The sequence below is a fragment of the Duganella sp. FT27W genome (assembly GCF_009295655.1).
GTDB classification, from domain to species: domain Bacteria; phylum Pseudomonadota; class Gammaproteobacteria; order Burkholderiales; family Burkholderiaceae_D; genus Rugamonas; species Rugamonas zoogloeoides.
The window spans coordinates 857,773-881,938 of record NZ_WHIV01000004.1; the positions used below are offsets into that span (position 1 = coordinate 857,773).

General features: G+C 61.8%; 24 protein-coding genes and 1 tRNA gene. 14 read left to right on the plus strand and 11 right to left on the minus strand.

All coding sequences use genetic code 11. The features are described from left to right. Positions 1–67 precede the first annotated feature (67 nt). Positions 68–2,161, minus strand: coding sequence for an EAL domain-containing protein (locus F8197_RS20860; RefSeq protein WP_193333495.1), 2,094 nt, complete (start codon positions 2,159–2,161; stop codon positions 68–70). A gap of 74 nt (positions 2,162–2,235) precedes the next feature. Continuing rightward, positions 2,236–3,171, minus strand: coding sequence for a DUF808 domain-containing protein (locus F8197_RS20865; RefSeq protein WP_056142802.1), 936 nt, complete (start codon positions 3,169–3,171; stop codon positions 2,236–2,238). A 160-nt stretch (positions 3,172–3,331) separates the two neighbouring features. On the opposite strand from F8197_RS20865, the gene F8197_RS20870 reads away from it, so the two are divergent. From F8197_RS20870 to F8197_RS20880, 3 genes are all read left to right on the plus strand, one after another. Further along, positions 3,332–3,970, plus strand: coding sequence for a LysE family transporter (locus F8197_RS20870; protein ID WP_152883428.1), 639 nt, complete (start codon positions 3,332–3,334; stop codon positions 3,968–3,970). A gap of 69 nt (positions 3,971–4,039) precedes the next feature. Continuing rightward, complete coding sequence (locus F8197_RS28645) at positions 4,040–6,355, plus strand: DUF6600 domain-containing protein (RefSeq protein WP_193333496.1); 2,316 nt, start codon at positions 4,040–4,042, stop codon at positions 6,353–6,355. A gap of 395 nt (positions 6,356–6,750) precedes the next feature. Further along, on the plus strand, positions 6,751–7,026 hold the full coding sequence (locus tag F8197_RS20880; RefSeq protein ID WP_019924194.1) for a DUF493 family protein: 276 nt from the start codon (positions 6,751–6,753) through the stop codon (positions 7,024–7,026). Positions 7,027–7,063: 37 nt separating this feature from the next. Here the strand turns inward: F8197_RS20880 and F8197_RS29295 are convergent, their stop codons facing one another. Continuing rightward, positions 7,064–7,894, minus strand: a complete 831-nt coding sequence (locus tag F8197_RS29295; RefSeq protein WP_152883429.1) for a LysR substrate-binding domain-containing protein — start codon at positions 7,892–7,894, stop codon at positions 7,064–7,066. 176 nt (positions 7,895–8,070) lie between these two features. Between F8197_RS29295 and lipB the strand changes: the two genes are divergently transcribed. From lipB to F8197_RS20920, 7 genes are all read left to right on the plus strand, one after another. After that, positions 8,071–8,772, plus strand: a complete 702-nt coding sequence (gene lipB, locus F8197_RS20890; protein WP_152883430.1) for a lipoyl(octanoyl) transferase LipB — start codon at positions 8,071–8,073, stop codon at positions 8,770–8,772. A gap of 30 nt (positions 8,773–8,802) precedes the next feature. Then, complete coding sequence (gene lipA, locus F8197_RS20895; RefSeq protein ID WP_152883431.1) at positions 8,803–9,795, plus strand: lipoyl synthase; 993 nt, start codon at positions 8,803–8,805, stop codon at positions 9,793–9,795. 735 nt (positions 9,796–10,530) lie between these two features. Beyond that, complete coding sequence (locus F8197_RS20900) at positions 10,531–11,637, plus strand: ParA family protein (RefSeq protein WP_152883432.1); 1,107 nt, start codon at positions 10,531–10,533, stop codon at positions 11,635–11,637. A gap of 5 nt (positions 11,638–11,642) precedes the next feature. Beyond that, positions 11,643–12,338: a RelA/SpoT domain-containing protein gene (locus F8197_RS20905; protein ID WP_152883433.1), complete on the plus strand. Its 696-nt coding sequence runs from the start codon at positions 11,643–11,645 to the stop codon at positions 12,336–12,338. A gap of 17 nt (positions 12,339–12,355) precedes the next feature. Next, positions 12,356–13,018, plus strand: a complete 663-nt coding sequence (locus F8197_RS20910) for a uracil-DNA glycosylase (RefSeq protein WP_152883434.1) — start codon at positions 12,356–12,358, stop codon at positions 13,016–13,018. Positions 13,019–13,169: 151 nt separating this feature from the next. Next, a complete protein-coding gene (locus tag F8197_RS20915; protein WP_152883435.1) occupies positions 13,170–13,649 on the plus strand; it encodes a group 1 truncated hemoglobin in 480 nt (159 codons plus the stop codon). 21 nt (positions 13,650–13,670) lie between these two features. Next, a complete protein-coding gene (locus F8197_RS20920; protein WP_056142815.1) occupies positions 13,671–14,570 on the plus strand; it encodes a DUF3034 family protein in 900 nt (299 codons plus the stop codon). A gap of 3 nt (positions 14,571–14,573) precedes the next feature. Here the strand turns inward: F8197_RS20920 and F8197_RS20925 are convergent, their stop codons facing one another. From F8197_RS20925 to F8197_RS20945, 5 genes are all read right to left on the minus strand, one after another. Further along, positions 14,574–15,104, minus strand: coding sequence for a peroxiredoxin (locus F8197_RS20925; protein WP_056142818.1), 531 nt, complete (start codon positions 15,102–15,104; stop codon positions 14,574–14,576). Positions 15,105–15,108: 4 nt separating this feature from the next. After that, entirely contained in the window at positions 15,109–15,759 is a 651-nt protein-coding gene (locus tag F8197_RS20930) for a BON domain-containing protein (RefSeq protein WP_056142822.1), read from the minus strand. After that, positions 15,752–16,348, minus strand: a complete 597-nt coding sequence (locus F8197_RS20935; protein ID WP_019924185.1) for a phosphoheptose isomerase — start codon at positions 16,346–16,348, stop codon at positions 15,752–15,754. The genes F8197_RS20930 and F8197_RS20935 overlap by 8 nt, the downstream gene beginning before the upstream one ends. An 80-nt stretch (positions 16,349–16,428) precedes the next feature. Next, positions 16,429–16,803: a YraN family protein gene (locus F8197_RS20940; protein ID WP_152883436.1), complete on the minus strand. Its 375-nt coding sequence runs from the start codon at positions 16,801–16,803 to the stop codon at positions 16,429–16,431. 6 nt (positions 16,804–16,809) lie between these two features. After that, entirely contained in the window at positions 16,810–18,117 is a 1,308-nt protein-coding gene (locus F8197_RS20945; RefSeq protein WP_373996929.1) for a penicillin-binding protein activator, read from the minus strand. Between the two features lie 107 nt (positions 18,118–18,224). Between F8197_RS20945 and rsmI the strand changes: the two genes are divergently transcribed. Continuing rightward, positions 18,225–19,133, plus strand: a complete 909-nt coding sequence (gene rsmI, locus F8197_RS20950; protein WP_056142826.1) for a 16S rRNA (cytidine(1402)-2'-O)-methyltransferase — start codon at positions 18,225–18,227, stop codon at positions 19,131–19,133. A gap of 23 nt (positions 19,134–19,156) precedes the next feature. Here rsmI and F8197_RS20955 read toward each other — a convergent pair whose 3' ends face one another. After that, on the minus strand, positions 19,157–19,843 hold the full coding sequence (locus F8197_RS20955; RefSeq protein ID WP_152883437.1) for a hypothetical protein: 687 nt from the start codon (positions 19,841–19,843) through the stop codon (positions 19,157–19,159). Between the two features lie 123 nt (positions 19,844–19,966). Between F8197_RS20955 and F8197_RS20960 the strand changes: the two genes are divergently transcribed. The 3 genes from F8197_RS20960 (at position 19,967) to F8197_RS20970 (ending at position 22,167) form a co-directional block, all read left to right on the plus strand. Then, positions 19,967–20,043: transfer RNA gene (locus F8197_RS20960), tRNA-Pro, on the plus strand. A gap of 145 nt (positions 20,044–20,188) precedes the next feature. Then, positions 20,189–21,433: a sensor histidine kinase gene (locus F8197_RS20965; protein WP_152883438.1), complete on the plus strand. Its 1,245-nt coding sequence runs from the start codon at positions 20,189–20,191 to the stop codon at positions 21,431–21,433. Further along, on the plus strand, positions 21,430–22,167 hold the full coding sequence (locus F8197_RS20970; protein WP_152883439.1) for a LytTR family DNA-binding domain-containing protein: 738 nt from the start codon (positions 21,430–21,432) through the stop codon (positions 22,165–22,167). The genes F8197_RS20965 and F8197_RS20970 overlap by 4 nt, the downstream gene beginning before the upstream one ends. Positions 22,168–22,307: 140 nt before the next feature. Here the strand turns inward: F8197_RS20970 and F8197_RS20975 are convergent, their stop codons facing one another. Together F8197_RS20975 and F8197_RS20980 are read right to left on the minus strand one after the other, a co-directional pair. Further along, positions 22,308–23,219, minus strand: a complete 912-nt coding sequence (locus tag F8197_RS20975) for a hydroxymethylglutaryl-CoA lyase (RefSeq protein WP_152883440.1) — start codon at positions 23,217–23,219, stop codon at positions 22,308–22,310. Position 23,220: 1 nt separating this feature from the next. After that, positions 23,221–24,153, minus strand: coding sequence for a glyoxylate/hydroxypyruvate reductase A (locus F8197_RS20980; RefSeq protein ID WP_152883441.1), 933 nt, complete (start codon positions 24,151–24,153; stop codon positions 23,221–23,223). Positions 24,154–24,166: the final 13 nt, after the last annotated feature.

The window sequence follows — 24,166 nt, forward strand, 5'->3', positions numbered from 1 at the left end:
TCAGGCAATTTTATTGATGTAGATCAAAATTTCCGGGATTGTCGCAGGTGGTGTTATCTGTATTGCATCAACTGTGCAGGGGCTGCAATGTGCCTACCGCGTAACCCTGGGCGTAGTCGAGCCCGAGCTGGCGCACCACGGCCAGCGTGGTGTCGTCTTCCACGTATTCGGCCACGGTGCGCAGGCCCATCACGTGGCCCACCTCGTTGATGGCCTTGACCATGGCGCGGTTGATGGAATTGGTGGCGATGTCGCGGATGAACACGCCGTCGATCTTGAGAAAATCGACCGGCAGCGCTTTGAGATAGGCAAAGGACGACAGGCCGCTGCCGAAGTCGTCGAGCGAAAAGCGGCAGCCGAGCGCCTTCAGTTTGGCCATGAATTCCTGCGCCCGGATCAGGTTGGCGATCACGGCCGTTTCGGTGATCTCGAAGCAGATGTGCTGCGGCGCCACGTTGAATTCGCGGAACTGCTCGACGATATAGTCGTGCAGGCTGTCGTCGCCGAGCGAGGTGCCGGATAGGTTGATCGAGTATTCGATGACGGGGGAGGGCGCTCCCGCTGTGTCCGCGGCAGCGTTAGCGGCAGCAGCAGCAGCAGCGCCGGCATGGCGGCACACGGCGCGGATCACCCAGCGGTCGATGGCGGTCATCAGGTCGTAGCGTTCGGCGGCGGGAATAAAGGCGCCGGGCAGGATCAGGTCGCCCTTGGCCGGCTGGATGCGGATCAGCACCTCGAGGTGTTCGCTGCCGGTCTCGCCCAAGCCGACGATGGGCTGCGTGTACAGGCGGAAGTATTGCTGCTCGAACGCTTCGTTCAGGCGCGACACCCATTGCATCTCGCCGAGCCGGCGCGCCAGCCGCTGGTCGGAGTCGCGGTACACGTGCACGCGGTTGCGGCCGCGCTCCTTGGCCAGATAGCAGGCCTGGTCGGCCGCCATCAGCAGTTCGGTCATCGACTTGCTGTGGCGCGTGACTTCGACCATGCCGATGGAAACGCCGAGCTCGAAGGTGCGCTCATGCCAGACGAAACGGAAATTGCGGATCGACTGCCGCAAGCCCTCGGCGATCAGCCGCGCCTGGTCGGTGGGGCAGCGCGGCAGCAGCACGCCGAGCTCGTCGCCGCCCAGGCGCGCCAGCACGTCGGAATCGCGCATCTGGGTTTGCAGCATGCGCGCCAGCAATTGCAGCAGCAGGTCGCCGGCGGCGTGGCCGCAGGTGTCGTTGACGATCTTGAACTGGTCGAGGTCCATGTACAGCATGGCGTGCACATGGCCTTCGTCCTTGGCGCTGTGCAGGGCCTCGGCGATGCGCACCTCGAACTCGCGCCGGTTGATCAGGCCGGTGAGGGTGTCGTGTGTGGCGTTCCACGACAATTGCCGGGTGAGCTTGCGCTCGTGGCTCACGTCACGGAATACCACCACCACGCCCAGCAGCACGCCGTTGTCGGACCAGATCGGCGAGGCCGATTCCTCGACCGCGATGTGGCGCCCTTCGCGCGTGACCAGCTGGTTGTCGGACGCGGGCGCCACCGTTTGCCGCAGGCGCAGGCATTGCAACGCCACGTGCTCGGCGATGGGTTCGCCGGCCTCGTTGGTCAGGTGCAGGGTGGTGGCGATGTCCTGGCCGCGCGCTTCATCGTTGCGCCAGCCGGTCAGTTGCTCGGCGGTGCGGTTCAGGTATTCGGTCTTGCCGTACGGGTCGATGGTGATCACGCCCTCGCCGATGGCGCGCAACGTCACCGCCGCCATTTCGCGGTCACGCGCAGTGGCCTCCTCGTTCAGCTTGCGCTCGGTGATGTCCCAGATGATGCCCAGGGTGCCGGTGGGCGCGCCGTCGGCGTTGCACAGCATGTGGGCCTTGGCGGCCAGCCAGTGCAGGCTGCCATCGTCCCATACCACGCGGTACTCGACTTCGTACCCGGTACATTTGTCCACGGCCTCTTGCATGGTATGGACCAGGGTATCGCGGTCGTCCACATGGACATAGCTGAGAAAGTCGTTAAACGGCTGCGCCAATTGGCCCGGGGCCAGGCCGAGCAGGCGCTGGCCGCCACCCTGCCAGTTGACGGTGCTGCTCGCCACCGTGCCGTCATGAATGAAAGTATCCCAAATCGTCATGCGCGCCGCGTCCAGCGCCATCCTTAAATGCCGAAAATCCATGCTCCACTCCAAAAACCGATTGTTCTGGTCTTGGAGTTGCTACCAGACGGAAAGTTCCGCAGGAAGTCGGAGTTTTAGGCCTTCCTGGTTGTGCGCCAGAGCTTGCCAACCACGGTCACTACCGCCAGCGCCAGCGCGCCTGCCACCAGTCCGGTCACGGCGCCAATCACGCTTTCGGTGATAAAGGACAGCACCGGGCCGATCGTCGGCACGCCGGCCATGACTTCTTGCGCGTGGTGCACCACGTCGTGGCTGCCGGGAATGCCATGCACCAGGATGCCTCCACCGACCATGAACATGGCAGCCGTGCCCACCACCGACAGGAATTTCATCAGCACCGGCGCGGCGGCCAGCAGGAAGCGGCCAAGCCCGCGCACGATGGCGTTGCCCAGCTTGCTCAGGTACAGGCCGGCGTCATCCATCTTGACGATGCCGGCGACCAGGCCGTACACGCCCACCGTCATCACCAGCGCGATCAGGATGACCACCAGCGCCTGTTCCATGAACGGCTTGCCTTCCACGCTGCCGAGCGAGATGACGATGATCTCGGCCGACAGGATGAAGTCGGTGCGCACGGCGCCCTTGATCTTTTCCTTTTCCAGCGCCACCAGGTCGGCGTCGGGATCGGCCACGGCAGCCACCAGTTCCTGCTTGCGCTGGGCTTTTTCTTCCTTGTGCAGCACGCTGTGGGCGATTTTCTCGAAGCCCTCGAAGCACAGGTACAGGCCGCCGATCATCAAGAGCGGTGTGATGGCCTGCGGCAGGAAGGCGCTGATTGCCAGCGCTGCCGGCACCAGGATCGCCTTGTTCTTGAGCGAACCGACCGCCACCGCCCACACCACGGGAATTTCACGGGCGGCGCGCACGCCGGACACCTGCTGCGCATTGAGCGCCAGGTCGTCGCCCAGCACGCCGGCGGTTTTCTTGGCCGCGACCTTGGTCATCACGGTGACGTCGTCGAGGATGGTGGCGATATCGTCGATCAGCGCCAACAGGCTGGTGCCGGCCATCAGCGGCTCCCTCGGGTGGTGAAAGTGGTCATGGTGATCCTTATTATAGAAGCAGCAAGTTTAACCCAAGCCGAGCCGGCGGCGATATGGCGACGCGGCTACAATGTGCGTTACCGCGCAGCATTTCGCTGACGCCGGAGTTAACCATGGGATTTACATCATGAGCTTTGCCGTCTGGCTGGGATTTTTCGTCGCCGCCTGCATTATTGCCGTTTCACCCGGCTCGGGCGCGGTGCTGTCGATGTCGCATGGCTTGTCCTATGGCGTGCGGCGCGCGAGCGCCACCATCCTCGGCCTGCAAACGGGTCTGCTGCTGATCTTTTTCATCGCCGGTGCTGGCGTCGGCTCGCTGCTGCTGGCGTCCGAGCTGGCGTTCAACGTGGTCAAGACCGTTGGCGCGCTGTACCTGATTTACCTGGGCCTGTCGCAGTGGCGCGCCAGGGTGGCCATCGGCGCGCAGCATGCGCAGCTGGAAGTGGTGGTGCCGTCAGCGCGCAAGCGCTTCCTCACCGGCTTTTTGACCAATGCCACCAATCCCAAGGGCATCATCTTCATGGTGGCCGTGCTGCCGCAGTTCATTACGCAAGGTTCGCCGCTGCTGCCGCAACTGCTGATCCTGGCCGCCACCATGTGTGCGATCGACCTGGTGGTGATGCACGGCTACGCCTTGCTGGCCTCGTCGATGCAGCGCTTCTTCCGCGACCCGCGCGCGGTCAAGCAGCAGAACCGCGTGTTCGGCGGGCTGCTGATGGGCGTGGGGGCGGCGCTCTTTTTCGTCAAACGTGGCTCGGCAACTTGAAATTATTTGTAACCCGTGTAGGCGAACCGTCTGTTGCCGCGTTAAATCCCCATTACTAACGGAGACGCCATGAACATCATCCCCACCGTCCTGCTGGCCGCCTTGGCCGGTTTGAGCACCCTGGCCCAGGCCCAATCCGACCTGCCGGCAGCGGTGGGGCGCATTTCAGCGGTGCAGGGCCAGGTTACCCTGAGCGGGGACGATGAACCGGTGGCCGCCAGCCTCAACTGGCCGGTGACGGCCAACAGCCACCTGGTCACCGCCAGCGGCGCCCGCACCGAGTTTCGCATCGGCTCCACGGCGGTACGGCTCGATGGCGACTCGGATCTCGAAATCACCCAGCTCGACGACGACCTGCTGCGCTTGCGCCTCAACTACGGCAGCGCCAGCATCCGGGTGCGCAATGCCGACCTGCTGCGCGACTTCGAACTGACCACGCCGCAGGCGCGCATCACCATGATCGAGCCGGGTCTGCTGCGGGTGGACGTGGAACGGGTGCCCGACACCAGCCAGATCAGCGTGCTGGCCGGCATCGCCCGCGTCGATGGCGCCGGTTCGTCGGTGACGGTCAATCCTGGCCGCCAGGTGGACGTGACCACCGAGGACGTGCGCACGACGGTGGCGCGGCGCGACGGTTTCGATGTCTGGGCCGACGAGCGCGACCGCCTGGCCGACGTCGTGGTTACTACCCAATATGTGTCCACCGGCATGACCGGCTATGAAGAACTGGACCGTCACGGCAGCTGGACCGAGAACGTCGAGTACGGCCCCTTGTGGGCGCCGCGCAATGTGGCTGCCGACTGGGCGCCGTACCGCGACGGCCGCTGGACCTGGCTGGCGCCGTGGGGCTGGACCTGGGTCGATAACGCCCCCTGGGGTTACGCGCCATCGCACTACGGTCGCTGGGTGACGGTGCGTCAGCGCTGGTACTGGGCGCCGGGCCGTCCGGCCGGCCGTCCCGTGTGGGCGCCGGCGCTGGTGGGCTGGGTGGGCGGCGTCAACCGTCCGAACCAGGGACCCGGCCTGGGCTGGTACCCGCTGACGCCGCGCGATCGCTTCGTGCCCGGCTACCGGGTATCGTCCAGCTACGAGCAGCGCTTGAGCTGGAGCTACAAGGGCAAGTCGTTTACGCCCCGTGGCGATCATGACGTTGGGCGAAACGGCGGCCGCGACGGCCTGACCGTGCTGCCACGCGCGCAGTTCGAGGGACGCAACATTATCCGCGTCAATCGCGGCGACCATTTCGTGCCGCGTCCGCAGCAGGGCAACCTGGTCACGCCGGCAACGCCGCCGCGTCCGGCCGCCGGCCCAGGCCGCATCGAGACCAACCGCAACTGGCAGGACCGCGACGGCAATGGCCGCCCGGACCGCTTCGACAACAATCCGCGCAATGGCAGCAACCCGCGCGCTGACAATAATCCACGCAACGATAACAATCCGCGCTTTGGCAACAACCCGCGCAACGATAACAACCCACGCGCGGACAACAATCCGCGCAATGACAATAATCCGCGCAATGACAATAATCCGCGTGGTGACAATAATCCACGTAACGATAACAACCCGCGCTTTGGTAACAACCCGCGCAACGATAACAATCCACGCAACGACAACAACCCGAATAATCCGCGCAACGATAATAATCCGCGCGCTGGCAATAATCCGCGCAATGATTTGCCGCGTAACGACAGCCGGCCGCAAACCATCAGCACCTTGCCGCCGAACCAGATCGGTACGCCCGATGCACCAGCGCAGACCATCAATCCGCGCGACGTGGGCGTCGAGATCCATACGCGTCCCTATGGCGGCCGTGCCGGCAATGGCGCGCTGATGCCGGCGCCGGTACTGCAGATCGGTAACACCCGCGACCGTTTCCAGCGCGACGACAATGACCGTCGCCAGCGCGATGAGGACGAGCGGCGCCAGCGTGAGCGAGACAGGCAATCGCAACAGCAGCCGCAGGCTCAACAGCCGTCGCAGCAGCCACGGCCACAGCAGCCACAGTCGCAACTGCAACCTCAGCAGCCCGAGCAACCACGTTTCCAGCCACAGCAGGAGCGGCCACAGCAGGTTGAACGTCCACGCTTCCAGCCGCAGCAGGAACGCCCGCAGCAGCAGGAGCGGCCACAGCAAGCGGAACGCCCACGCTTCCAGCCCCAGCAGGAACGCCCGCAACAGCAGGAGCGGCCCCGTTTCCAGCCGCAGCAGGAGCGTCCACAACAACAGGAGCGTCCGCAATCGCGTCCTGAGCGGCCGCAGCAGGAACGTCCGCAGCCCCAGGCACAGCCGGCGCCGCAACCTGCGCCGGCGGCCCAGCCGCAGCAACGGCCCGATCCGGGCCAGAGCCGCCAGCACCGCGACCGGCCTGCGCACGATCAAAACTAGCCATGAGGCACGCGAGAGAGGGAGGGCCTGTTCCGTCATGGACAGGTTCGGTCCCGCTCCTGCGCATTTCAACTCCCTTAAACTGCAGTTCATCACATTCGTGTGGCGTCCGGGTAAGCCTTTGCTTACAGTTGCCACATTGCAGATACGGGTGGCAGCGTCAGAGCAGCGGACCAATCCGCACCGCGCAACGCCATCCAGACCCCACCACTTTGCCCCAACTATTTTCGATATTCCCGAGAGAATAGTTTTTGCCAGCCTACCAGGCTGGCTTTTTTTTGGACGCGGCGACCCCATATCGGTCTCTGGCCTCGCATCCGGCAACTTTGGCTACAATGCAGGCTGGCGGCGTCACGTCGATGCCCGCCGGTTTTTCTTAATAGATTGGAATGATTATGCAAGCGATCCCACCGACCGAGTCCCTCATCGAGTACCCGAGCGACTTTCCGATCAAGGTGATGGGGCCGACTCATATCGACTTCGCACCGACCATCGTGCTGGTCGTGCAAAAACACGACCAGGATTTCCACGAAGGCAAAATGGAAGTGCGTCCCTCGTCCAAGGGCAACTTCACGGGCCTGACCGTGACCGTGCGCGCCACCAGCCGCGAACAGCTCGACGCACTCTACTCCGAGCTGTCGGCGCACCCGATGGTCAAGATCGTCATGTAAGAACCTGTCTCTGCAGGGAGGCGGCGCAAGCAGCGCCTCATTCCCTGCTGGAATACGTTCCAAACTGCTGGCGCTGGAAGGCGGCGATCTCGTCGTGCAACCAGCGCCGCAGCGCCGCCACCTGCGGGCGCTCCGCCATCCCCGGCGGCGACACCAGGTAATACGCCTCCGCGCACGCCTGTGCCGCACCGGGCCGCCGCGCCAGGCGTCCGGCGGCAATCTCGGGCGCTGCCACCACGTGGTGCAACAGCGCCTCGCCCGCGCCCGCCAGCACGGCGCGCAGCAACTCCCCTCCTTGCAATTCCGACGAAAGCAGCACCGGATCGTGAGCGCCAGCATCATAGTGGGCGCTCACTACCAGGTAGCGTGTCTCATCCATCAAACGCTCCACCACCATGCCCGGATGTCGTCCCAGGTCGAACACGATTGCTGCGTCCACGCCGGCGCGCGCCAGGTCCGCCGGCGGCGTCGTGGTGTGCAGCACCAGGTCGATCTCGGGATGCAGTTCGATGAATCCGCCCAGGCGGGGCGTGAGCCAGCGCGCGGCAAACCAGGCTGGTGCGGCCAGGATCAATGGCGCAGTGGCAGCGGCGGCCGGGCGCAGGGCGTCGGCAGCGGTGCCGATGGCATCGAAAGTCTTGCCCAGGAACTGCGCGAACTGCTGCGCCTCGTGAGTTATTTTCACTTGCCGGCCATGGCGCACGAACAGCGGCCGGCCCAGGTCCTCTTCCAGCGCCCGCACCTGGTGGCTGATCGCACCGTGCGTCAGGCGCAACTCTTCCGCCGCGCGCGAGAAATTCTCGTGGCGGGCCGCCGCCTCGAAGGCGCGCAGGGCGGAAAAATTCGGCAGGCGGCGGTTCGCGCTCATCTGGGTCTGTGGATAACTTTGTGAATAAAACTGGCAAGAAAAGCCGAATATACCGCAGCTACAGGCGATACGGCAATGTTTACCATGTGAATAAAACTAACCAATAACCGAAATCGACCCGGTGCCGTGCTAGCCGGAGCCGGTTGCCGCCACGCCGGCTGATTTATAATGGCGGCATGACGTCCCCCACCACTCCCGAGATCCGCCACCTCGGCGTTGCCGATTACGACACCACGTTTGCCGCCATGCGCGCGTTCACCGACGCCCGCACGCCCGACACGCGCGACCAGCTATGGATCGTCGAGCACGCACCGGTGTTCACGCTGGGCCTGGCCGCCGACCGTGGCCACCTGCTGGCCGGCGCCACCGCCATCCCCGTGGTGCAGACCGACCGTGGCGGCGAAGTGACCTATCACGGCCCCGGCCAGGTGGTGATTTACCTGCTGATGGACCTGCGCCGCAACAAGCCGGGCGGCAAGCTGTATGCGCGCCAGTTCGTGCATAAAATCGAGCAGGCGATCATCAATGTATTAGGGGCGTATAATCTCGTCGGTGAGCGGATTGAAGGCGCGCCCGGCATTTATATGGCGGACGGGCCCAAGCGCGGCGCCAAGATTGCCGCGCTGGGCTTGAAAGTGCGCGGCAGCGGCTGCACGTATCACGGCCTGTCGCTCAATGTCGCAATGGACTTGGCGCCGTTTTCCTGGATCAACCCGTGCGGTTACGCCGGGCTGGAAACCGTCGATATGCGCACCGTCGGCGCCCACGCGCAATTGGCCGACGTGCAGCAGCAACTGGCCGAGGAATTGATACGGGTGCTCGCTGTGCCTGTCGATGCCCCGGCCCCCGTTCCGCAACCAGCCGTACAACCTGAATAACCAAACCAGCCCGCGAGGGCATGCAGCCAAATGACCACTGAGATCACCTCCAGCACTCCCGCTTACAACCCGAGCGAAAAGCAAAAAGGCGCCAGCAAGACGTCGCGCATCCCAATCAAGATCGTGCCGGTCGAGCAGGTGGAGCGGCTGAAAAAGCCGGAGTGGATCCGCGTCAAGGGCGCCTCGGCATCGAGCCGCTTCTACGAAATCAAGGACATCCTGCGCGAGAACAAGCTGGTCACCGTGTGCGAAGAAGCGAGCTGCCCGAACATCGGCGAATGCTTCGGCAAGGGCACGGCCACCTTCATGATCATGGGCGACAAGTGCACCCGCCGCTGCCCGTTCTGCGACGTGGGCCACGGCCGTCCCGACCCGCTCGACGTCAACGAGCCGATGAACCTGGCCAACACCATCGCCAAGCTGCGCCTGAACTACGTGGTGATCACCTCGGTGGACCGCGACGACCTGCGCGACGGCGGCGCCGGCCACTTCGTCGAGTGCATCACCAAGACCAAGGACCTGTCGCCCCTGACGCAAATCGAAGTACTGGTGCCCGACTTCCGTGGCCGCCTCGAGAAAGCCCTGGCGATCTTCGCCGACGGCCTGCCGGACGTGATGAACCACAACATGGAAACCGTGCCGCGCCTGTACAAGGAAGCACGCCCGGGCGCCGACTACATGCACTCGCTCAAGCTGCTCAAGGACTTCAAGGCCCTGTACCCGAACGTCAAGACCAAGTCCGGCCTGATGGTCGGCCTGGGCGAGACCGACGAGGAAATCCTGCAAGTGATGCGCGACATGCGCGAGCACGACATCGACATGCTGACCATCGGCCAGTACCTGGCACCATCGAACAGCCACTTGCCGGTACGCCGCTACGTGCACCCCGACGTGTTCAAGATGTTCGAAGAAGAAGCCTACAAAATGGGCTTCGGCCACGCCGCCGTCGGCGCCATGGTGCGCAGCTCGTACCATGCGGATGAGCAGGCACACAATGTGCTGGCTGCAGCAGTCAACGCCTGATTTGCTCGGTAGGTGTAGGTTGTAAGATCCTCTGCGTCCAATCGGGGAAATCAAATTTCCTCGATTGGTGCACAAGAATGGTGGCTGTGCGTCACTACTCCCAAGTCGCCGAACCCACACGCGCGTCGATTCACTTTTCCCCTGGCTGGCATAATCAAACGAATGCCTAAGGAGGATATATGTCCACAGTCCCTATCAATGAAGCAATTGCAAATCAAGGAGTTGATAAGCAGTGCTGTTCGGGCGCAATCAGGCCTACCATTTGGCACGCATAGTTCCCCTACTTCCGCTCCCACCATATGCAAACTGGCTTGATGAAAAGTCCGACCCGAGTTGCCAATCATTTCGCTACTATATCAACTGAGTACCCGAGATAGACTTTATTGCGATCAGATAGAGGCGTTCGTGCACACTGCGCGTCGCCCCGACCTCCTGATCACACGCGTTCATTCGGAAAAAGTTCAGGCGAAAAGAAGACATGCTGAGTAAAATAATAGTTTGGCAATATTAATTGTGAGCCGTTGTTTCGATTGTTTGCTTACCAGGAAATTAATTACAAAATTATCTGGCCTGAAGATTTAATATCAAGCGTGCTTCTACACCTTCCTTCACACTTTGTTGTAAAAAATCGAAACTAATGTATCAGAATGATGAATTTACATCGGCAATCTTTCTGCATGTTGCCAAAAATAAATATCAGTGATACTATTTTTTTATTGTGCATACGGGAAAAATATGAAAATTCTCTCAGTTTTTAATAACAAAGGCGGGGTTGGAAAGACCACTCTTACTTATCATCTGGCCCACTCGTTGAGTGAGTTAGGATACAAAGTTTTATTGATGGATGCAGATCCACAGTGCAACTTGACAATATACACACTTTCCGTTGAAGAAATTCACAAAATATGGGAGGACGAGGATTTATGTATCGAGATGGGCGTTGAAGAGTTTATGAAGTCTACTCCTTTAAAGAAAATTCAAGCTTTAAATAACAAACCTAGATCGTTACACTATCTTTTGATGCCTACAATCGATGGTACGGGCGAATATGAAAAGTTGCCCCCGCCATTAAAAATAACAAAAGAATTACATATGATACCGGGGCGACTTTCGATTCATGCATTTGAAGAAAAAATTTCTTCCCGGTGGAGTGATGCTTATCGGGGGGACGCACTCGCAATTCGTACAATAACGCGTATTCGGGCTATAGCGGAAGAGTATGGAAAAAAATACAAATACGATTATGTAATTGTCGATACTTCGCCAAGTCTTGGGTCATTAAATAAAACTATTATTTCTACTGTTGATGGATTTTTTGTTCCAGCTGCCCCAGATATGTTTTCATTATACGGAATTAGAAATATTGGAAGTAGCTTAACAAAATGGCATGAGGAATTTGATATAATATACAAGTTAATATCTACGGATAAAAGAAAATTATTCCCAAAAACTTTTGTTCAATTTATTGGTTATACTATATATAATGCTAAAAAATACACAAAGCATAGTTCCAAATGGAATCTTGCACAAGCACATTTGAAATATGCTCTACAGATACCCAATATTATTCACCAATATATTGGAGATGATCTACGTATTAATATCGATGATTCCGTTTTAGGTGAGCCAATTGGCGGAGAATCAATTATGCATAGTCATAACACTTTTCCTACTCTGGCTCAGCATTACCGAGTGCCTATGTGGAAAATTCCTGCGTTAGACCAGATAGATAAGGAGCATCAAAATACTATTAATGGTCAAAAACCGGATATTTTAAAAACTCAGGCAAAATATACTGATTTCGCAAATGCACTGATACAGCGAATTGAATCTCTGGAGTAAAAAGAATGAAAAAAGATGATGCTCTCAAAATTCCTGAGGATTCGGCAAAAGATATTGTAGAAGTTTTTAAAGAAAAACAGCGATTGTTTGAATTGTTTGCGCAATCTGTGTCTAGTGCTTTTCTTTCTGACCCAAAACTAAATACTGGAATACCTGCGGTTATTCATTCAGTAAGGTCTAGAACAAAAGACGAAAAACATCTTCTTGAAAAAATTAATAGAAAGCGTGCCGCTGGAAAGGTAATTACTACTGAGAATGCATTATCTGAAATTACTGATTTTTCAGGTTTGAGAATACTTCATCTGCATCAAGAACAATTTGAAAAAATATTTAATTTTATTACAAGGCAAATAAAAGCAAAAAATTGGAAGCTATTAGAAAAGCCTGTTGCATATAGTTGGGATCCAGAAACTGTGGATTATTTTAGTAGATTTAAAATTCGTACTTCTGTTAAACCATCATATTATACGAGCGTACATTTTTTAATCGCGCCAGCGAATAGCCTAGATGGAACTTGCTGCGAAGTCCAAGTTAGGACATTGTTTGAGGAAATTTGGGGTGAAATTGATCACTCAATAAATTACCCCGCAGCTACAGACAATTTGGCCAATATCGAGCAACTACGGGTGCTATCCAAGCTGGTTTCAACCGGCTCACGGCTTGCAGATGCTATATTTAAGGTTCATTCAATGGAAAAGTGATTATCAATGGGCCCGCAATGACCGTCCGCATCGAACCATCATGGAAAGCCCATCTGCAAGACCAGTTCGAGCAACCGTACTGGCAAAGCCTCACCGCCTTTGTGAAGGAAGAGTACGCTGCCGGTCCTTGCTGCCCGGCCGGTAAAAACATCTTCCGTGCCTTCGACCTGACGCCGTTCGATGCCGTCAAGGTTGTCATCCTCGGCCAGGATCCGTACCACACGCCTGGCGCCGCCATGGGCTTCTGCTTCTCGGTGCCGGACGGCAATCGGCCCCAGCCCAGCCTGCAAAACATCTTCCAGGAATTGCGCGACGATACCGGCGTCGAACGGCGCCAGACCGATCTGACCGACTGGGCCGAGCAGGGCGTGTTTTTGCTCAATAGCGTGCTGACCGTGCGTGCACGGCAGGCCGGGTCGCATGCGAACAAGGGGTGGGAAACTTTTACCGACAGCGCCATCGCGCGGTTGTCCGACCATCGCGACGGCCTGGTGTTCATCCTGTGGGGCAGTTACGCAATTGCCAAGCGCGCGCTGATCGATACCAACAAGCACCTGGTGATTACCTCGCCGCATCCGTCGCCGTTCTCGGCCCACAAGGGATTTTTCGGCAGCAAGCCGTTTTCGCGGACCAACGATTACCTGGCCGCCCACGGCAAGGCGCCGATCCGCTGGGCCTGATGCCAGCCGCGCTGACATCGGCGGCGTGTTCAGCAAGCCACAACTGGCAATCCGAGAGTGTTGATTTCAAGCAAACAAATGGCCGATCGACGTGCATAAGCTGATAAATTGTCGGAGGGATATTCCCTATTTTCCCTGCTGAGGAACCGACATGAAACTACTTTCGCGCGTAGCCGCCGTCATGACAGGCTTGCTGCTGGCGTCCTCGCTGGCCGTGGCGCAAACACCTTATGCCGACGACACCGTTTACCGGGGCCTCGGTGGCAAGGAAGGCATCAAGAAAATCGTCGATACCTTCATCCCGCTGGTGCTGGCCGATCCGCGCATCAAGGACAACTTCGCCGACTTCGACATGGACCAACTGAACGTGCGCCTGCAGGAGCAGATCTGCGAGTTCGCCGGTGGGCCGTGCAAGTACACCGGTAAATACCGCGACAAGACCATGGACGGCGTGGGCACCGTGCGCGACATGACCACCGTGCACCAGGATCTGAAAATCACCAACGCCATGTTCAACGCGCTGACCGAAGACCTGCAAATCGCCATGGAACGCCACAACGTCCCGAACAGCGTCGCCAACAAGCTGGTGGCCAAGCTTGCGCCCATGCAGCGCGCCATCGTCACCAAGTAAGCAGCCGCCAGGAGCATCCTCATGACATTTTCCATCGCCAGGCTCACTCTCGCAATCCTGATGGCGTCAAGCGCTGGCAGCGCCGCCGCCCAATCCCAGGCTTCGCCCGACATGGGCAAGCTGCTGGCCACCGGCGGCGTCAGCCAGGTGGAAGGCGCCGGCGGTGGCGGCATCGTGCCGTGGGCCCTGATCACCGGCTATGGCACCCGCGACAGCTGGGGCGCCAACGCCCATTACACGTATATCAGCACCCAGGACTACAAGCTCGACACCTATGGCGTGGCGATCGGCCTGGCCGACCGCGTGGAATTGTCAGTGGCCAGCCAGTCGTTCAAGGGCAGCCTGGCGCCGCTCGACAACCTCATCCTCAAGCAGGACATCCTCGGCATCAAGGTCAAGCTGACCGGCGATGCCGTGTACGAACAGGACAGCTGGTTGCCGCAGATCGCGGTGGGGGCCATGTACAAGGACAACAAGGGCGTGAAGGGACTCGGCGCGCTGGGCGTGACCAGCGTCACCCAGCTCGGTGCGAAGGACGACAGCGGCTATGACTACTACGTGGCCGCCACCAAGATCCTGCTCGAGCAAAGCCTGCTGCTGAACCTGACCCTGCGCGCCACCAAGGCCAACCAGATGGGCTTGCTGGGCTTCGGCGGCGACCAGGGCGACAGCCGCAAGGTGATGCCGGAAGTGTCGGCCGCGTACCTGATCAACCGCCACCTGGCGGTGGGCGCGGAGTACCGGCGCAAGCCGCACAACCTCGGCGTCGATCCGGAAAAGGCGTATTACGATGCGTTCGTGGCGTGGTTCCCGACCAAGCATGTGTCGGTGACGGCAGCGTATGCGAATCTGGGCAAGATCACGGTCTTCAATCCGAAGACCCAGCGCGGCCTCTACCTCTCGGTACAGGCCGGCTTTTGAGACTTAGCCCTTGAGCGAGGTGGAGAGCAACTGGTGCAGCGCCGGAAAATCGGGCTGCCCCACGTATTTCTTGAGGATCTTGCCATCCTTGGCGATGACGAAGGTGGTGGGCGTCATCGAGACGTCGCCGTAGGCCTTGGCGGCCGAGCCGTCGGTGTCGAGCGCCACCTTGAACGGCAGCTTGCGCGTATCGGCGTAGTTGACCACGTAGTTGGGCGGGTCGTAGCTCATGGCCACGGCCACGAATTCCAGGCCGTCGTCCTTGAACTTGTTGTAGGTCTCGACCATCTGCGGCATTTCGGCCACGCAGGTGGTGCACGAGGTGGCCCAGAAGTTGACCATTACCACCTTGCCGCGCAGGTCTGCAGGCGCAATCTTTTCGCCCTTGATGGTGACGAACGTGACCTCGGGCGCCACCGGCCGCTTGCTGAGCGTGACGTAGGCCACCGCGCCGATTACGGCCAGCGCCACGGCAGCGATCAGCGGCTTGACCCAGGCGCGCGAGGACTCCGGCAATGCAGTGGTCGTGCTCATGGCATCATTGCGCCGAAGCGCCAGGCTTTGGCTGGTACGATTTCCACTCGTCTTCAGAAATATATTCGAAGACCTTGACTACCTTGCTCACGCCCGAGACGCCGCGTGCGATATCGGCGCCGATCTGGCCTTCGCGCTGGGTCACGCGGCCCATCAGGAACACCACGCCGCGCTCGGTCACCACCTGGTAGGAATTGGCCGAGATATCCTTGGCGTCCACCAGGCTGGCCTTGACCTTGCCGGTGATAATGGTGTCGTTCGAGCGCGAGGTGTAGCTGGCGGGGCCGGCCACTTCCAGCTCGTTGATCACCGACAGCACGCCTTCGACCGACGCCATTTCGCGCTCGGCGGTGGCCTTGGCGGCATCGTCGGGCACTTCGCCGGACAACAGCACGCGGCGGTTGAAGCTGTTGATGTTGACGTGGGCATCGCTGCCGAGCACATTGCGCAGCTTGTTCGCACCCTTGAACTGGATCGACGTATCCTCGGTTTGCGCACCAAACGTGCGGCGGTCGGAAGCGGCCAGGGTACCGGTGATGGCGCCGCCGGCAACCAGCGCCACGCAACCGGACAGGGTAGCAGCGGTGGCCAGGCACAGCACGCTCATGGCAAGCGGGCGTTTCAGTGTAGTCCAGATAGTGCGGGAATTACTCATTCACATCTCCTCCGAATAGGGCGACATCAATGCCGTCGCAAATGCTGTGGATGCAGACCAGGTGCACTTCCTGGATGCGGGCAGTACGGTCGGCCGGGACGCAGATATGGACGTCGGCATCGGTCAGCATCTTGCCGATCTCGCCGCCGCCCTTGCCGGTCAGCGCCACGATGCGCATTTCGCGCTCGAGCGCCGCTTCGATGGCAGCCACCACGTTGCCCGAATTGCCGGACGTGGAAAACGCCAGCAGGATGTCGCCGGACTGGCCGAACGCCTGCACCTGCTTGGAAAAGATTTCGCGGTAGCTGTAGTCGTTGGCCACTGCGGTCAGGATCGACGTGTCGGTGGTAAGCGCAATGGCGGGCAGCGGGAAGCGTTCGCGTTCGAAGCGCCCCACCAGTTCGGCGGCGAAATGCTGGGCGTCGGCAGCCGAGCCGCCGTTGCCGCACACCAAAATCTTATTGCCGTTAGACAATGCCGCAAACATCATGTCGATGGCTTGGGCGATATGGGGCGCCAGCACGGTGGCCGATTGGATTTTCAGTTCGGCACTTTCGTGGAAGTGCGCCAGGATGCGTTGATTTGTCATAGTGTGCTGATTATAGTGCAGTCATCCGAAACCCCGGACAAGACCTGTTAAAAATGCTTACATCTGCGCTGAAGAAGGGCTTAAAGCGTAATGATATTGCGCAGCCACTCCAGCTGATCGCCATCAAGGGCAACCAGGTCGAAGCGGCACGGTGGAGGAGAGCGGTGGCGTAGCAGGTAGTACTGGGCGGCATGGACCAGCCGCCGCTGCTTGTGATGGGTGACGCTGGCGGCCGCGCCGCCAAAACCACTCGGGGCTCGGCGCCGCACCTCGACGAACACCAGGTGGGCGCCGTGGCGCATGATCAGGTCGATCTCGCCGGCCTTGCAGCGAAAATTGCGTTCGACCAGCATCAGGCCCTGCGCCACCAGGTAGGCCAGCGCGCGGTCTTCGCCTTGCTGGCCCAGTTGCTGTTGCGCGGTGCGCCGTCCGCTCGGCGCGCGGGGCGGCGCCATGGTTGGTTACTGCTGGACCGCTTGCGGCACGCCGTGCTGGAACACGGCCGGCTGCTCCACCCGCTCGAAGCGGGCCGGGCCTTGGCCGAAGTCCACCGTCAGGCGTCCCGTGACACCGTCGATGCTGAAACGGCCGGCCGGCTTGCGGCTGATTTCGCGCGCCACGCGGTAGGCGTCGATGCCCAGCGCGTACAGGCGTTCCATGTCGGCCGTGCCGGCTTGTACCGGGTGCGGATAGACCATCACCGCCGGATGGTCGCGCTGCACCTGCCATGGCAGGTCAAGCAGGCGCACGCCGTCGAGTTCGTTGGTGGGCGAATTCATGCCGCCGCCGGCGTTCAGCGCCGACGTGCCGTACAGCGGCAGGGCGGCAAAGCCGGTGGGGGCAACCGGTGCGGCAGGAGTGGCCGGCAAGCCGTCGGCGGTGCTGATCACCGGCTCGTCCGCTTCATGCACCAGGCCGCTGTTCAGCGCGCCGCGCAGTTGGCGGGTCTGGTCGGCACCCATGGCCGAAAACAGCAAGCCTGGCGGGTCCTGTTGCAGGCGTGCGCGCAGTTGCACCAGTTCCGGGTCGCTCAGGTAATTGTTCGGGGCGCTCAGTTCCACCATGCGCACCTGCTGGCCCAGTTGCTGCCAGTGGGCGGCAAACGCTGCCGCGATGCGGCGCTGCCATGGCGTGCTGGTGGTAATGATCATGGCGCTGGCGCCGGGCTGCTCGGCCGCCGCCCATTGCGCCACCTGGCGCGCTTCTTCCTCGATCGACAGGCCCATGGGCAGCATTTGCTGCGGCAGCGGGGTGGCGTTGGCCGTGCCGTAACCTTCCGGGTGATTGAGAGCGATGGTGGGCTTGGTCACCAGCGGGCTGGTCGCCACGGCAGTGACCGCCGAGCGTGCCAGCGGGCCGACCACGAGGTCAACCGCTTCCAGGGTCTGGGCGTAGCTCGATAAAATGTCTTGCGCGACGTCGCCCGTTTCCACCACGGTGATGGTGATGTTGTCGCGGTCGCGTTCCCAGGCCGCCATGAAGCCGGCGCGCAGCGCTTCGGCGGCGGCGCCCAGGGTCTCCGAGCGCAGCGGCAGGATCAAGCCCATGCGCACCGGCGCGCCGGACGGCTTGGTGGCGTCGTCCGCTGGCCGGTAGCCAGTGGCATTCTCGGTGCGCAGCTGGTCGGTATCAGGTGCGCGCGTGGGTTGGGCGGCCGCCCCCGGCATCGCGATGGCGAACACTTCCGCTGCCGGCGGTGGTGGTTCCGGCGGTGGCGGCGGCAACGGCACGGGAGCGGGCGCCGGTGGCGGGCTTATAATGATAGGCACGGACGAGCCGCACCCGCTCATCAATGCCAGCGCCGCCAATGCGGCAACTGCCGCGCACAACCTCATTTTTTTCATGCTGCCCCCTCATTCCATTTACTGACCACGATATGTCTGAAAATACTACCCGCGCCATTTCCGCCCTTCCTGTCTTGGAAGAAACAGCGCACCAGACCTATCCTAGCGCAACCTTGTACGTCGTGGCGACCCCCATCGGCAATGTCGCCGACATCAGTGTGCGCGCATTGCACGTTTTAAGCCTGGTCGATGCGGTCGCGTGCGAGGACACCCGCAACACCGCACAACTGATGACGCGCTTCGGCCTGCACCGGCCGCTGATCGCCGCGCACCAGCACAACGAGCGCGAAGTGGCCGAGACCCTGATCGCGCGCCTGCAGGCTGGCGAGCGCATCGCGCTGGTCTCCGACGCCGGCACGCCGGCCGTCTCCGATCCCGGTGCGCGCATTGTCGAGGCCGTTCGCGCGGCCGGCTTGCGCGTGCTGCCGCTGCCCGGCGCCTCGGCGGCGGTGACGGCGCTGTCGGCCAGCGGCCTGGTCAACGACCAGTTTTATTTTGTCGGCTTTTTACCGGCCAAGGCCAAGCAGCGCGAGAATTTTCTCGCCACCTTGCGCACGGTGACCGCCACCATGGTGTTTTATGAAGCGCCGCACCGCATCCTCGACTGCGCCACCGCGCTGGCAGCCGTGTTCGAGCCGGAGCGCGAAGTGGTGTTCGCGCGCGAACTGACCAAGATGTTCGAGGAAATCCACCGCTGCCCGCTGTCCGAGGCCGAAGCCTGGATCCGTGCCGACGCCCACCGCGAAAAGGGCGAGTTCGTCGTGCTGCTGGCCGGTGCGCCCGCGCAGGACGAGGCCGGCGATGCCGAGGCGGAAAGGATACTCAAGGTCTTGCTGACCGAGCTGTCGGTCAAGCAGGCGGCCGGGCTGGCCGCGCAAATCACGGGCAAGAAGAAAAATGCCTTGTACGAACTGGCGCTGACGTTCAAGCAGGAACAGTAAGCGTCAGGCAGTATCTCGGCTGCTCAGAGCTTGCAGCCATGGTCTTTCTTGTCGAGCAGCCAGAATAACGGCGTCAGCAGGTTGCCGCCGCTCTTCAGGCAGTCGGGCCGGCCGGCGCGCGCCATGTCTTTCTCCAGCTTGTTGCGGTCATCTTCCGGATAAAGCGGATGCGTTTGCAACTGCGCGGCCAGGGTACCTGGCGCCGGCTTTTCCACCGCCACCTTGCGCGCGGCCTTGCGTGCTGCCTCGATATCGAAAGGTTTCGGTTCCGCCGGTGCGCGCAGCGGATCGTAATCGGCGCCGGCCGGCTTGGCGGTGTCGGCCACCACGGTGGTGTCGGTCGGGGCGGGCGTCGGCGTGGCGGCAGTGATGGCCGCTGACGGGCGGTCATGAACGGGCGTCTCGTGCGTTCGTTGGCGGCTCCGGCTGCGCTCGCCTTCTTCGCGCGCGTCCCTGCGTTCGCGGGTAGCCGCCGTCTGCGTTGCCAGCCGTGGCGCCATTTCCGACTGCGCTGGAATGGCGGGCGCAGCAGGCGCAGGCGTGGGCAGCAGCCACACGGTCATGGTCCGGTTGGGGGAAAGCTCCGGGGGCGGCATGGGTGCGGCCAGGCGGTAGCCGAAGATCAGCGCCGCATGCAGCGCCAGCGACACCAGGATGCCCGGCACGACGTTGCGGCGACGCATCGGTTCTGTCGACAACACTATGCTCATGGCCGGTCCTTTGTTTGGGTGCATGCATTTTATGTAAGTTCCACTGTCTTGCACCAGTAAATGACATAAATATTTATGACGCCCTTGACGGAGGGGGCGGCAGCTTGTATTATCTTGCTTCTTCGGAGTGTAGCGCAGCCCGGTAGCGCACCTGGTTTGGGACCAGGGGGTCCAAGGTTCGAATCCTTGTACTCCGACCAAAATTTAAAATCCCGCCTGATGGCAACGTCAGGCGGGATTTTTCCATTCCGGCGACGGTTCTGTGTTGGACCGTATTCATCGGCCGAAACCGGCCCTCCATCGCACCGGCAGCCGCCGCGCCTGGCGCCGGCGTAGAATCCCGGCATGACGCCATTGTTCATCCCCCCGCTTTCGTCCATCACCCACGAGCCGCGCCTGGTATGGCGCTACCACGCGCAAACCCTGTTGCGCCACCTGACCTGGACGGCGTTGCCCCTGGCCGTCCTGGCGCTGATAGGCGGACCGTGGCTGTTGCTCGACTACATGCTGCTGGCGCTGGCAAGCATCAGCCTGAGCCGGCGCTACCTGTTCGAATTGCGCGAGGCCGGCATCGCGCTCACGCCGCAAATGATCTCCACCAGTCCACGCCTGGCGATCATCTCGCCGCTCGACCCGCTCACCACCTTCGACGCCTGCGCCGAAACCCTGTCCGGCCTGGCCCTGGGCCGCGCGCTCGGCTATGTCGGTCCTGCCGCGTTTTCGTACCGTCCGTTCAAGGGGCGCATTACGCTGGCGCCGCCGCGCTCGCTATTCCTGTGGCGGCGCATCGAGGTGATCGTCAGCGGTCAGGCGGGGCAGCCCGGACAGCCGTGGCCGCCGATAAACATCGAGATCCGTGGCCGCTTCGGCCTCGATTTTTTTTACGTGCAGCGCGGCGAAGCATGGCAAGCGGTGCAGGTCGTGGCCGACCACCTGCGTATCGAACTCAAACGCCGCCACGATATCGCGCAACTGCTCAAGCGCGAACGCGATCTGGAGCGCGCCGCGCTGCACGCCAAGCTGGCTGCCCTGCAGGCGCAGGTGGAGCCGCACTTCCTGTTCAACACCCTTGCCAACCTCAAGTACCTGGTGCGCACCGATAGCGCGCTGGCGCAGCAGATGCTCGACCACCTGGTCGGCTACCTGCACAACGCCATGCCCGACATGCGCCGCGTGTCGTCAACGCTGGGGCGCGAGCTGGCGCTGGCCGCCGACTATCTCGCCATCATGCGCATCCGCATGGGCGAGCGGCTCAGCTTCCGTATCGAGGCCGACGACGCGGGGCGCGCGCTGCCGTTCCCACCGGCGATGCTGATCTCGCTGGTGGAAAACGCCATCAAGCATGGCCTGGAAAGCGCCACCCGGCCCGGCGAACTCGTGATCCGCGCCACGCTCGACGATGGCGCTTTGCGCGTGACGGTGGCCGACAACGGCGCCGGCCTGTGCGACGAGCCGGGGCAGGGCGTGGGCCTGGCCAATATCCACGAACGCCTGCAACTGCTGTATGGCGCGCGCGCTTCGCTGACGGTGGTAGCGCCTGAAACGGGCGGCGTGCAGGCGATATTGGTGGTACCCGGGGAGGGCGCATGATGCGCGCGCTGATCGTCGAAGACGAGCCGCTGTTACGCGCCGAACTGGCCGACCAGCTGGCGGCGCTGTGGCCGGAACTGGAGCTTGCCGGCATGGCGGAAAACGGCATCGAAGCGGTCGCGCTGCTCGAATCGCTGCGGCCCGACATCGTCTTCCTCGACATCCAGATTCCGGGCCTGAACGGCATCGAGGTGGCGCGCCATGTGCCGCCGTCGGCGCAGATCGTGTTCGTCACCGCGTATGCGGAACACGCGCTGCATGCGTTCGAGGCTGGCGCATGCGACTACCTGGTCAAGCCGCTCGACGCCGCGCGCCTGCTGCATACCATCAAGCGGCTCAAATCGCGCGGCGATGGCGTGCAGGCGATCGCGCCCGAGGTATGGCGGCAGGCCATGCCGGCGCCGGTCCCGGTGTTCCTCAAGTGGATCAAGGCGTCGTCGGGATCGTCGGTGCGGCTGCTGCCGGTGGGGGAGGTGCTGTACTTCCAGGCCGAGGACAAGTACACGCGCGTGGTGACCGCCAGCGGCGAAGCGTTGATACGGGTGCCGCTCAAGAATCTGGCGGCGCAACTGGACCCGGCGCAGTTCACCCGGATCCACCGCGCCGCCATCGTCAACCTGCAGGCGGTGGACCGGATCGAGCGCCAGGGCGCGGCCCTGGAAATCCACCTGCGCGGCCGGCGTGAAACGCTGGCGGTGAGTGAGGCTTATGCGCGCCAATTCAGGCAGATGTAGCGGGAACCTCGAGAAACCTGCTGCGCGGTCCGCTATCGCCGCTCCGTTGCTCAGCGTACCTCCGTACGCTTCCGCTACTCCCGACGATAACGAACCGCTCGCTACGGTTTTTCGAGGTTCCCTAACTGGAACTAATGGGCTCAGCCGGCGCGCTTTGCTGCCAGCGCATTGCCCGCGCGGCTGGCGCTTTTGCGGCCCAGGAATTGCGAGATGAACTGGCCCGCGTCGGCCACGATATCGAGGTCGATGCCGGTCTCGATGCCGAGGCCTTCCATCATATACAGCACGTCCTCGGTGGCGATGTTGCCGGTGGCGCCCTTGGCGTAGGGGCAGCCGCCCAGTCCTGCCACCGACGAGTGGTAGATCGAGATGCCCACTTCCAGGCTGGCGTAGATATTGGCCAGGCCCTGGCCGTAGGTGTCGTGGAAGTGACCGGCCAGCGCGTCGATGGAAAACTCGCGCGCGGCGCGTTCCATCACGGTTTGGGTCTGGCGCGCGGTGGCCACGCCGATGGTGTCGGCGATGTCGATTTCGTCGCAACCGAGGTCGCGCATGCGGCGCACCACGTCGGCCACCGACTCGGGCGAGACCTCGCCCTGGTACGGGCAGCCGAATGCGCAGCTGATGCTGCCGCGCAGGCGCAGGCCATGCTGCTTGGCTGCCTGCGCCACGCTGTCGAAGCGTGCGATCGATTCGGCGATCGAGCAGTTGATGTTTTTTTGCGAGAAGGCCTCGGAGGCCGAGCCGAAAATCACTACCTCGTCCGCGCGCGCCGCCAATGCCGCGTCAAAACCCTGCATATTGGGCGTGAGGGCGGAATAGATGGTGCCGGGGCGGCGGTCGATGGCGGCCATCACGTCGGCGCTGGTGGCCATTTGCGGCACCCACTTGGGCGACACGAACGCAGCGGCTTCGATGTTGCGGAAACCGGCGCCGGACAGGCGGTTGACCAGCTCCGTCTTGACGGCGGCCGGTACGCTTTCCTTTTCGTTTTGCAGGCCGTCGCGCGGTCCCACTTCGACGATTTTCACTTGTTTTGGCAAGATGGCCATATCAGTATCCCAGGTTGCGGTCGACGATGTCGGCGACCGGTTGTCCGCTTTCGAAACTGCGGATTTTGTCGGCGATCTGCTGCACGCTTTCGCGCCGCAGCGTGAGCGCCGAAATATGCGGCGTGATGGTGATGCGCGGCTCCTGCCAGAACGGGTGCTGCGCGGGCAGCGGCTCGTTGCGGAACACGTCGAGCGTGGCAGCGGCGATGTGGCCCGACTTGATCAACGACAGCAGTTCCGGCTCGGCGATGTGGGCGCCGCGCGCCACGTTGATCACGTACGCGCCGGCCGGCAGCTTGCCCAGGTTGGAGCGGTCGATCAGGTTATTGGTTTCGGGCGTCAACGGCAGCATGCACACCAGTACCCGGCTGCCGCGCAGGAAGGTGTCGAGACCATCGAGGCCCTGGTAGCACTGCACGCCGTCGATGCGCTTCTCGGTGCGGCTCCAGCCGCGCAAAGGGAAGCCGAACGGCGCCAGCGCTTCGATCACGCGCATGCCCAGCGCACCGAGTCCCAGCACGCCAATGGCGAAGTCTTCGCGGTTGTATGGCGGCAGCGCGGCCCAGATGCCGGCGCGCGCCTGCCGCTCGTAGTCGTCGAAGCGGCGGAAGTACCGCAGCACCGCGTGCGTGACATATTCCGCCATCTGCAGGCCCATGCCGGCGTCGCCCAGGCGGATGATGGGGATCTCGCGCGGGATCGCGTCGCCATAGCGCAGCAGCGCATCGACGCCGGCGCCGGTGTTGAAGATGGCCTTGACCTGGGCCAGCTCGGGCAGCATGGCTTCGGGCGGCGACCACACCACCGCGTAGTCGCACGGCTGGCTTTTTTCGCCGGCATGCCAGATCTCGAATTCCGCTTCGGGCAGGTATTTCGAAAAATCCTTGAGCCACGGCTCGGTCCTGCCGTCGGCGCGGTGCAGAAGTATGCGCATGGTGTGCTCCCGT

What these genes read in the sequence shown, in the direction of transcription:
- F8197_RS20860 (WP_193333495.1), bottom strand. Translation starts at nt 2,161, where the DNA reads ATGGATTTTCGGCATTTAAGGATGGCGCTGGACGCGGCGCGCATGACG.
- F8197_RS20865 (WP_056142802.1), bottom strand. Translation starts at nt 3,171, where the DNA reads ATGGCCGGCACCAGCCTGTTGGCGCTGATCGACGATATCGCCACCATC.
- F8197_RS20870 (WP_152883428.1), top strand. Translation starts at nt 3,332, where the DNA reads ATGAGCTTTGCCGTCTGGCTGGGATTTTTCGTCGCCGCCTGCATTATT.
- F8197_RS28645 (WP_193333496.1), top strand. Translation starts at nt 4,040, where the DNA reads ATGAACATCATCCCCACCGTCCTGCTGGCCGCCTTGGCCGGTTTGAGC.
- F8197_RS20880 (WP_019924194.1), top strand. Translation starts at nt 6,751, where the DNA reads ATGCAAGCGATCCCACCGACCGAGTCCCTCATCGAGTACCCGAGCGAC.
- F8197_RS29295 (WP_152883429.1), bottom strand. Translation starts at nt 7,894, where the DNA reads ATGAGCGCGAACCGCCGCCTGCCGAATTTTTCCGCCCTGCGCGCCTTC.
- lipB (WP_152883430.1), top strand. Translation starts at nt 8,071, where the DNA reads ATGACGTCCCCCACCACTCCCGAGATCCGCCACCTCGGCGTTGCCGAT.
- lipA (WP_152883431.1), top strand. Translation starts at nt 8,803, where the DNA reads ATGACCACTGAGATCACCTCCAGCACTCCCGCTTACAACCCGAGCGAA.
- F8197_RS20900 (WP_152883432.1), top strand. Translation starts at nt 10,531, where the DNA reads ATGAAAATTCTCTCAGTTTTTAATAACAAAGGCGGGGTTGGAAAGACC.
- F8197_RS20905 (WP_152883433.1), top strand. Translation starts at nt 11,643, where the DNA reads ATGAAAAAAGATGATGCTCTCAAAATTCCTGAGGATTCGGCAAAAGAT.
- F8197_RS20910 (WP_152883434.1), top strand. Translation starts at nt 12,356, where the DNA reads ATGACCGTCCGCATCGAACCATCATGGAAAGCCCATCTGCAAGACCAG.
- F8197_RS20915 (WP_152883435.1), top strand. Translation starts at nt 13,170, where the DNA reads ATGAAACTACTTTCGCGCGTAGCCGCCGTCATGACAGGCTTGCTGCTG.
- F8197_RS20920 (WP_056142815.1), top strand. Translation starts at nt 13,671, where the DNA reads ATGACATTTTCCATCGCCAGGCTCACTCTCGCAATCCTGATGGCGTCA.
- F8197_RS20925 (WP_056142818.1), bottom strand. Translation starts at nt 15,104, where the DNA reads ATGAGCACGACCACTGCATTGCCGGAGTCCTCGCGCGCCTGGGTCAAG.
- F8197_RS20930 (WP_056142822.1), bottom strand. Translation starts at nt 15,759, where the DNA reads ATGAGTAATTCCCGCACTATCTGGACTACACTGAAACGCCCGCTTGCC.
- F8197_RS20935 (WP_019924185.1), bottom strand. Translation starts at nt 16,348, where the DNA reads ATGACAAATCAACGCATCCTGGCGCACTTCCACGAAAGTGCCGAACTG.
- F8197_RS20940 (WP_152883436.1), bottom strand. Translation starts at nt 16,803, where the DNA reads ATGGCGCCGCCCCGCGCGCCGAGCGGACGGCGCACCGCGCAACAGCAA.
- rsmI (WP_056142826.1), top strand. Translation starts at nt 18,225, where the DNA reads ATGTCTGAAAATACTACCCGCGCCATTTCCGCCCTTCCTGTCTTGGAA.
- F8197_RS20955 (WP_152883437.1), bottom strand. Translation starts at nt 19,843, where the DNA reads ATGAGCATAGTGTTGTCGACAGAACCGATGCGTCGCCGCAACGTCGTG.
- F8197_RS20965 (WP_152883438.1), top strand. Translation starts at nt 20,189, where the DNA reads ATGACGCCATTGTTCATCCCCCCGCTTTCGTCCATCACCCACGAGCCG.
- F8197_RS20970 (WP_152883439.1), top strand. Translation starts at nt 21,430, where the DNA reads ATGATGCGCGCGCTGATCGTCGAAGACGAGCCGCTGTTACGCGCCGAA.
- F8197_RS20975 (WP_152883440.1), bottom strand. Translation starts at nt 23,219, where the DNA reads ATGGCCATCTTGCCAAAACAAGTGAAAATCGTCGAAGTGGGACCGCGC.
- F8197_RS20980 (WP_152883441.1), bottom strand. Translation starts at nt 24,153, where the DNA reads ATGCGCATACTTCTGCACCGCGCCGACGGCAGGACCGAGCCGTGGCTC.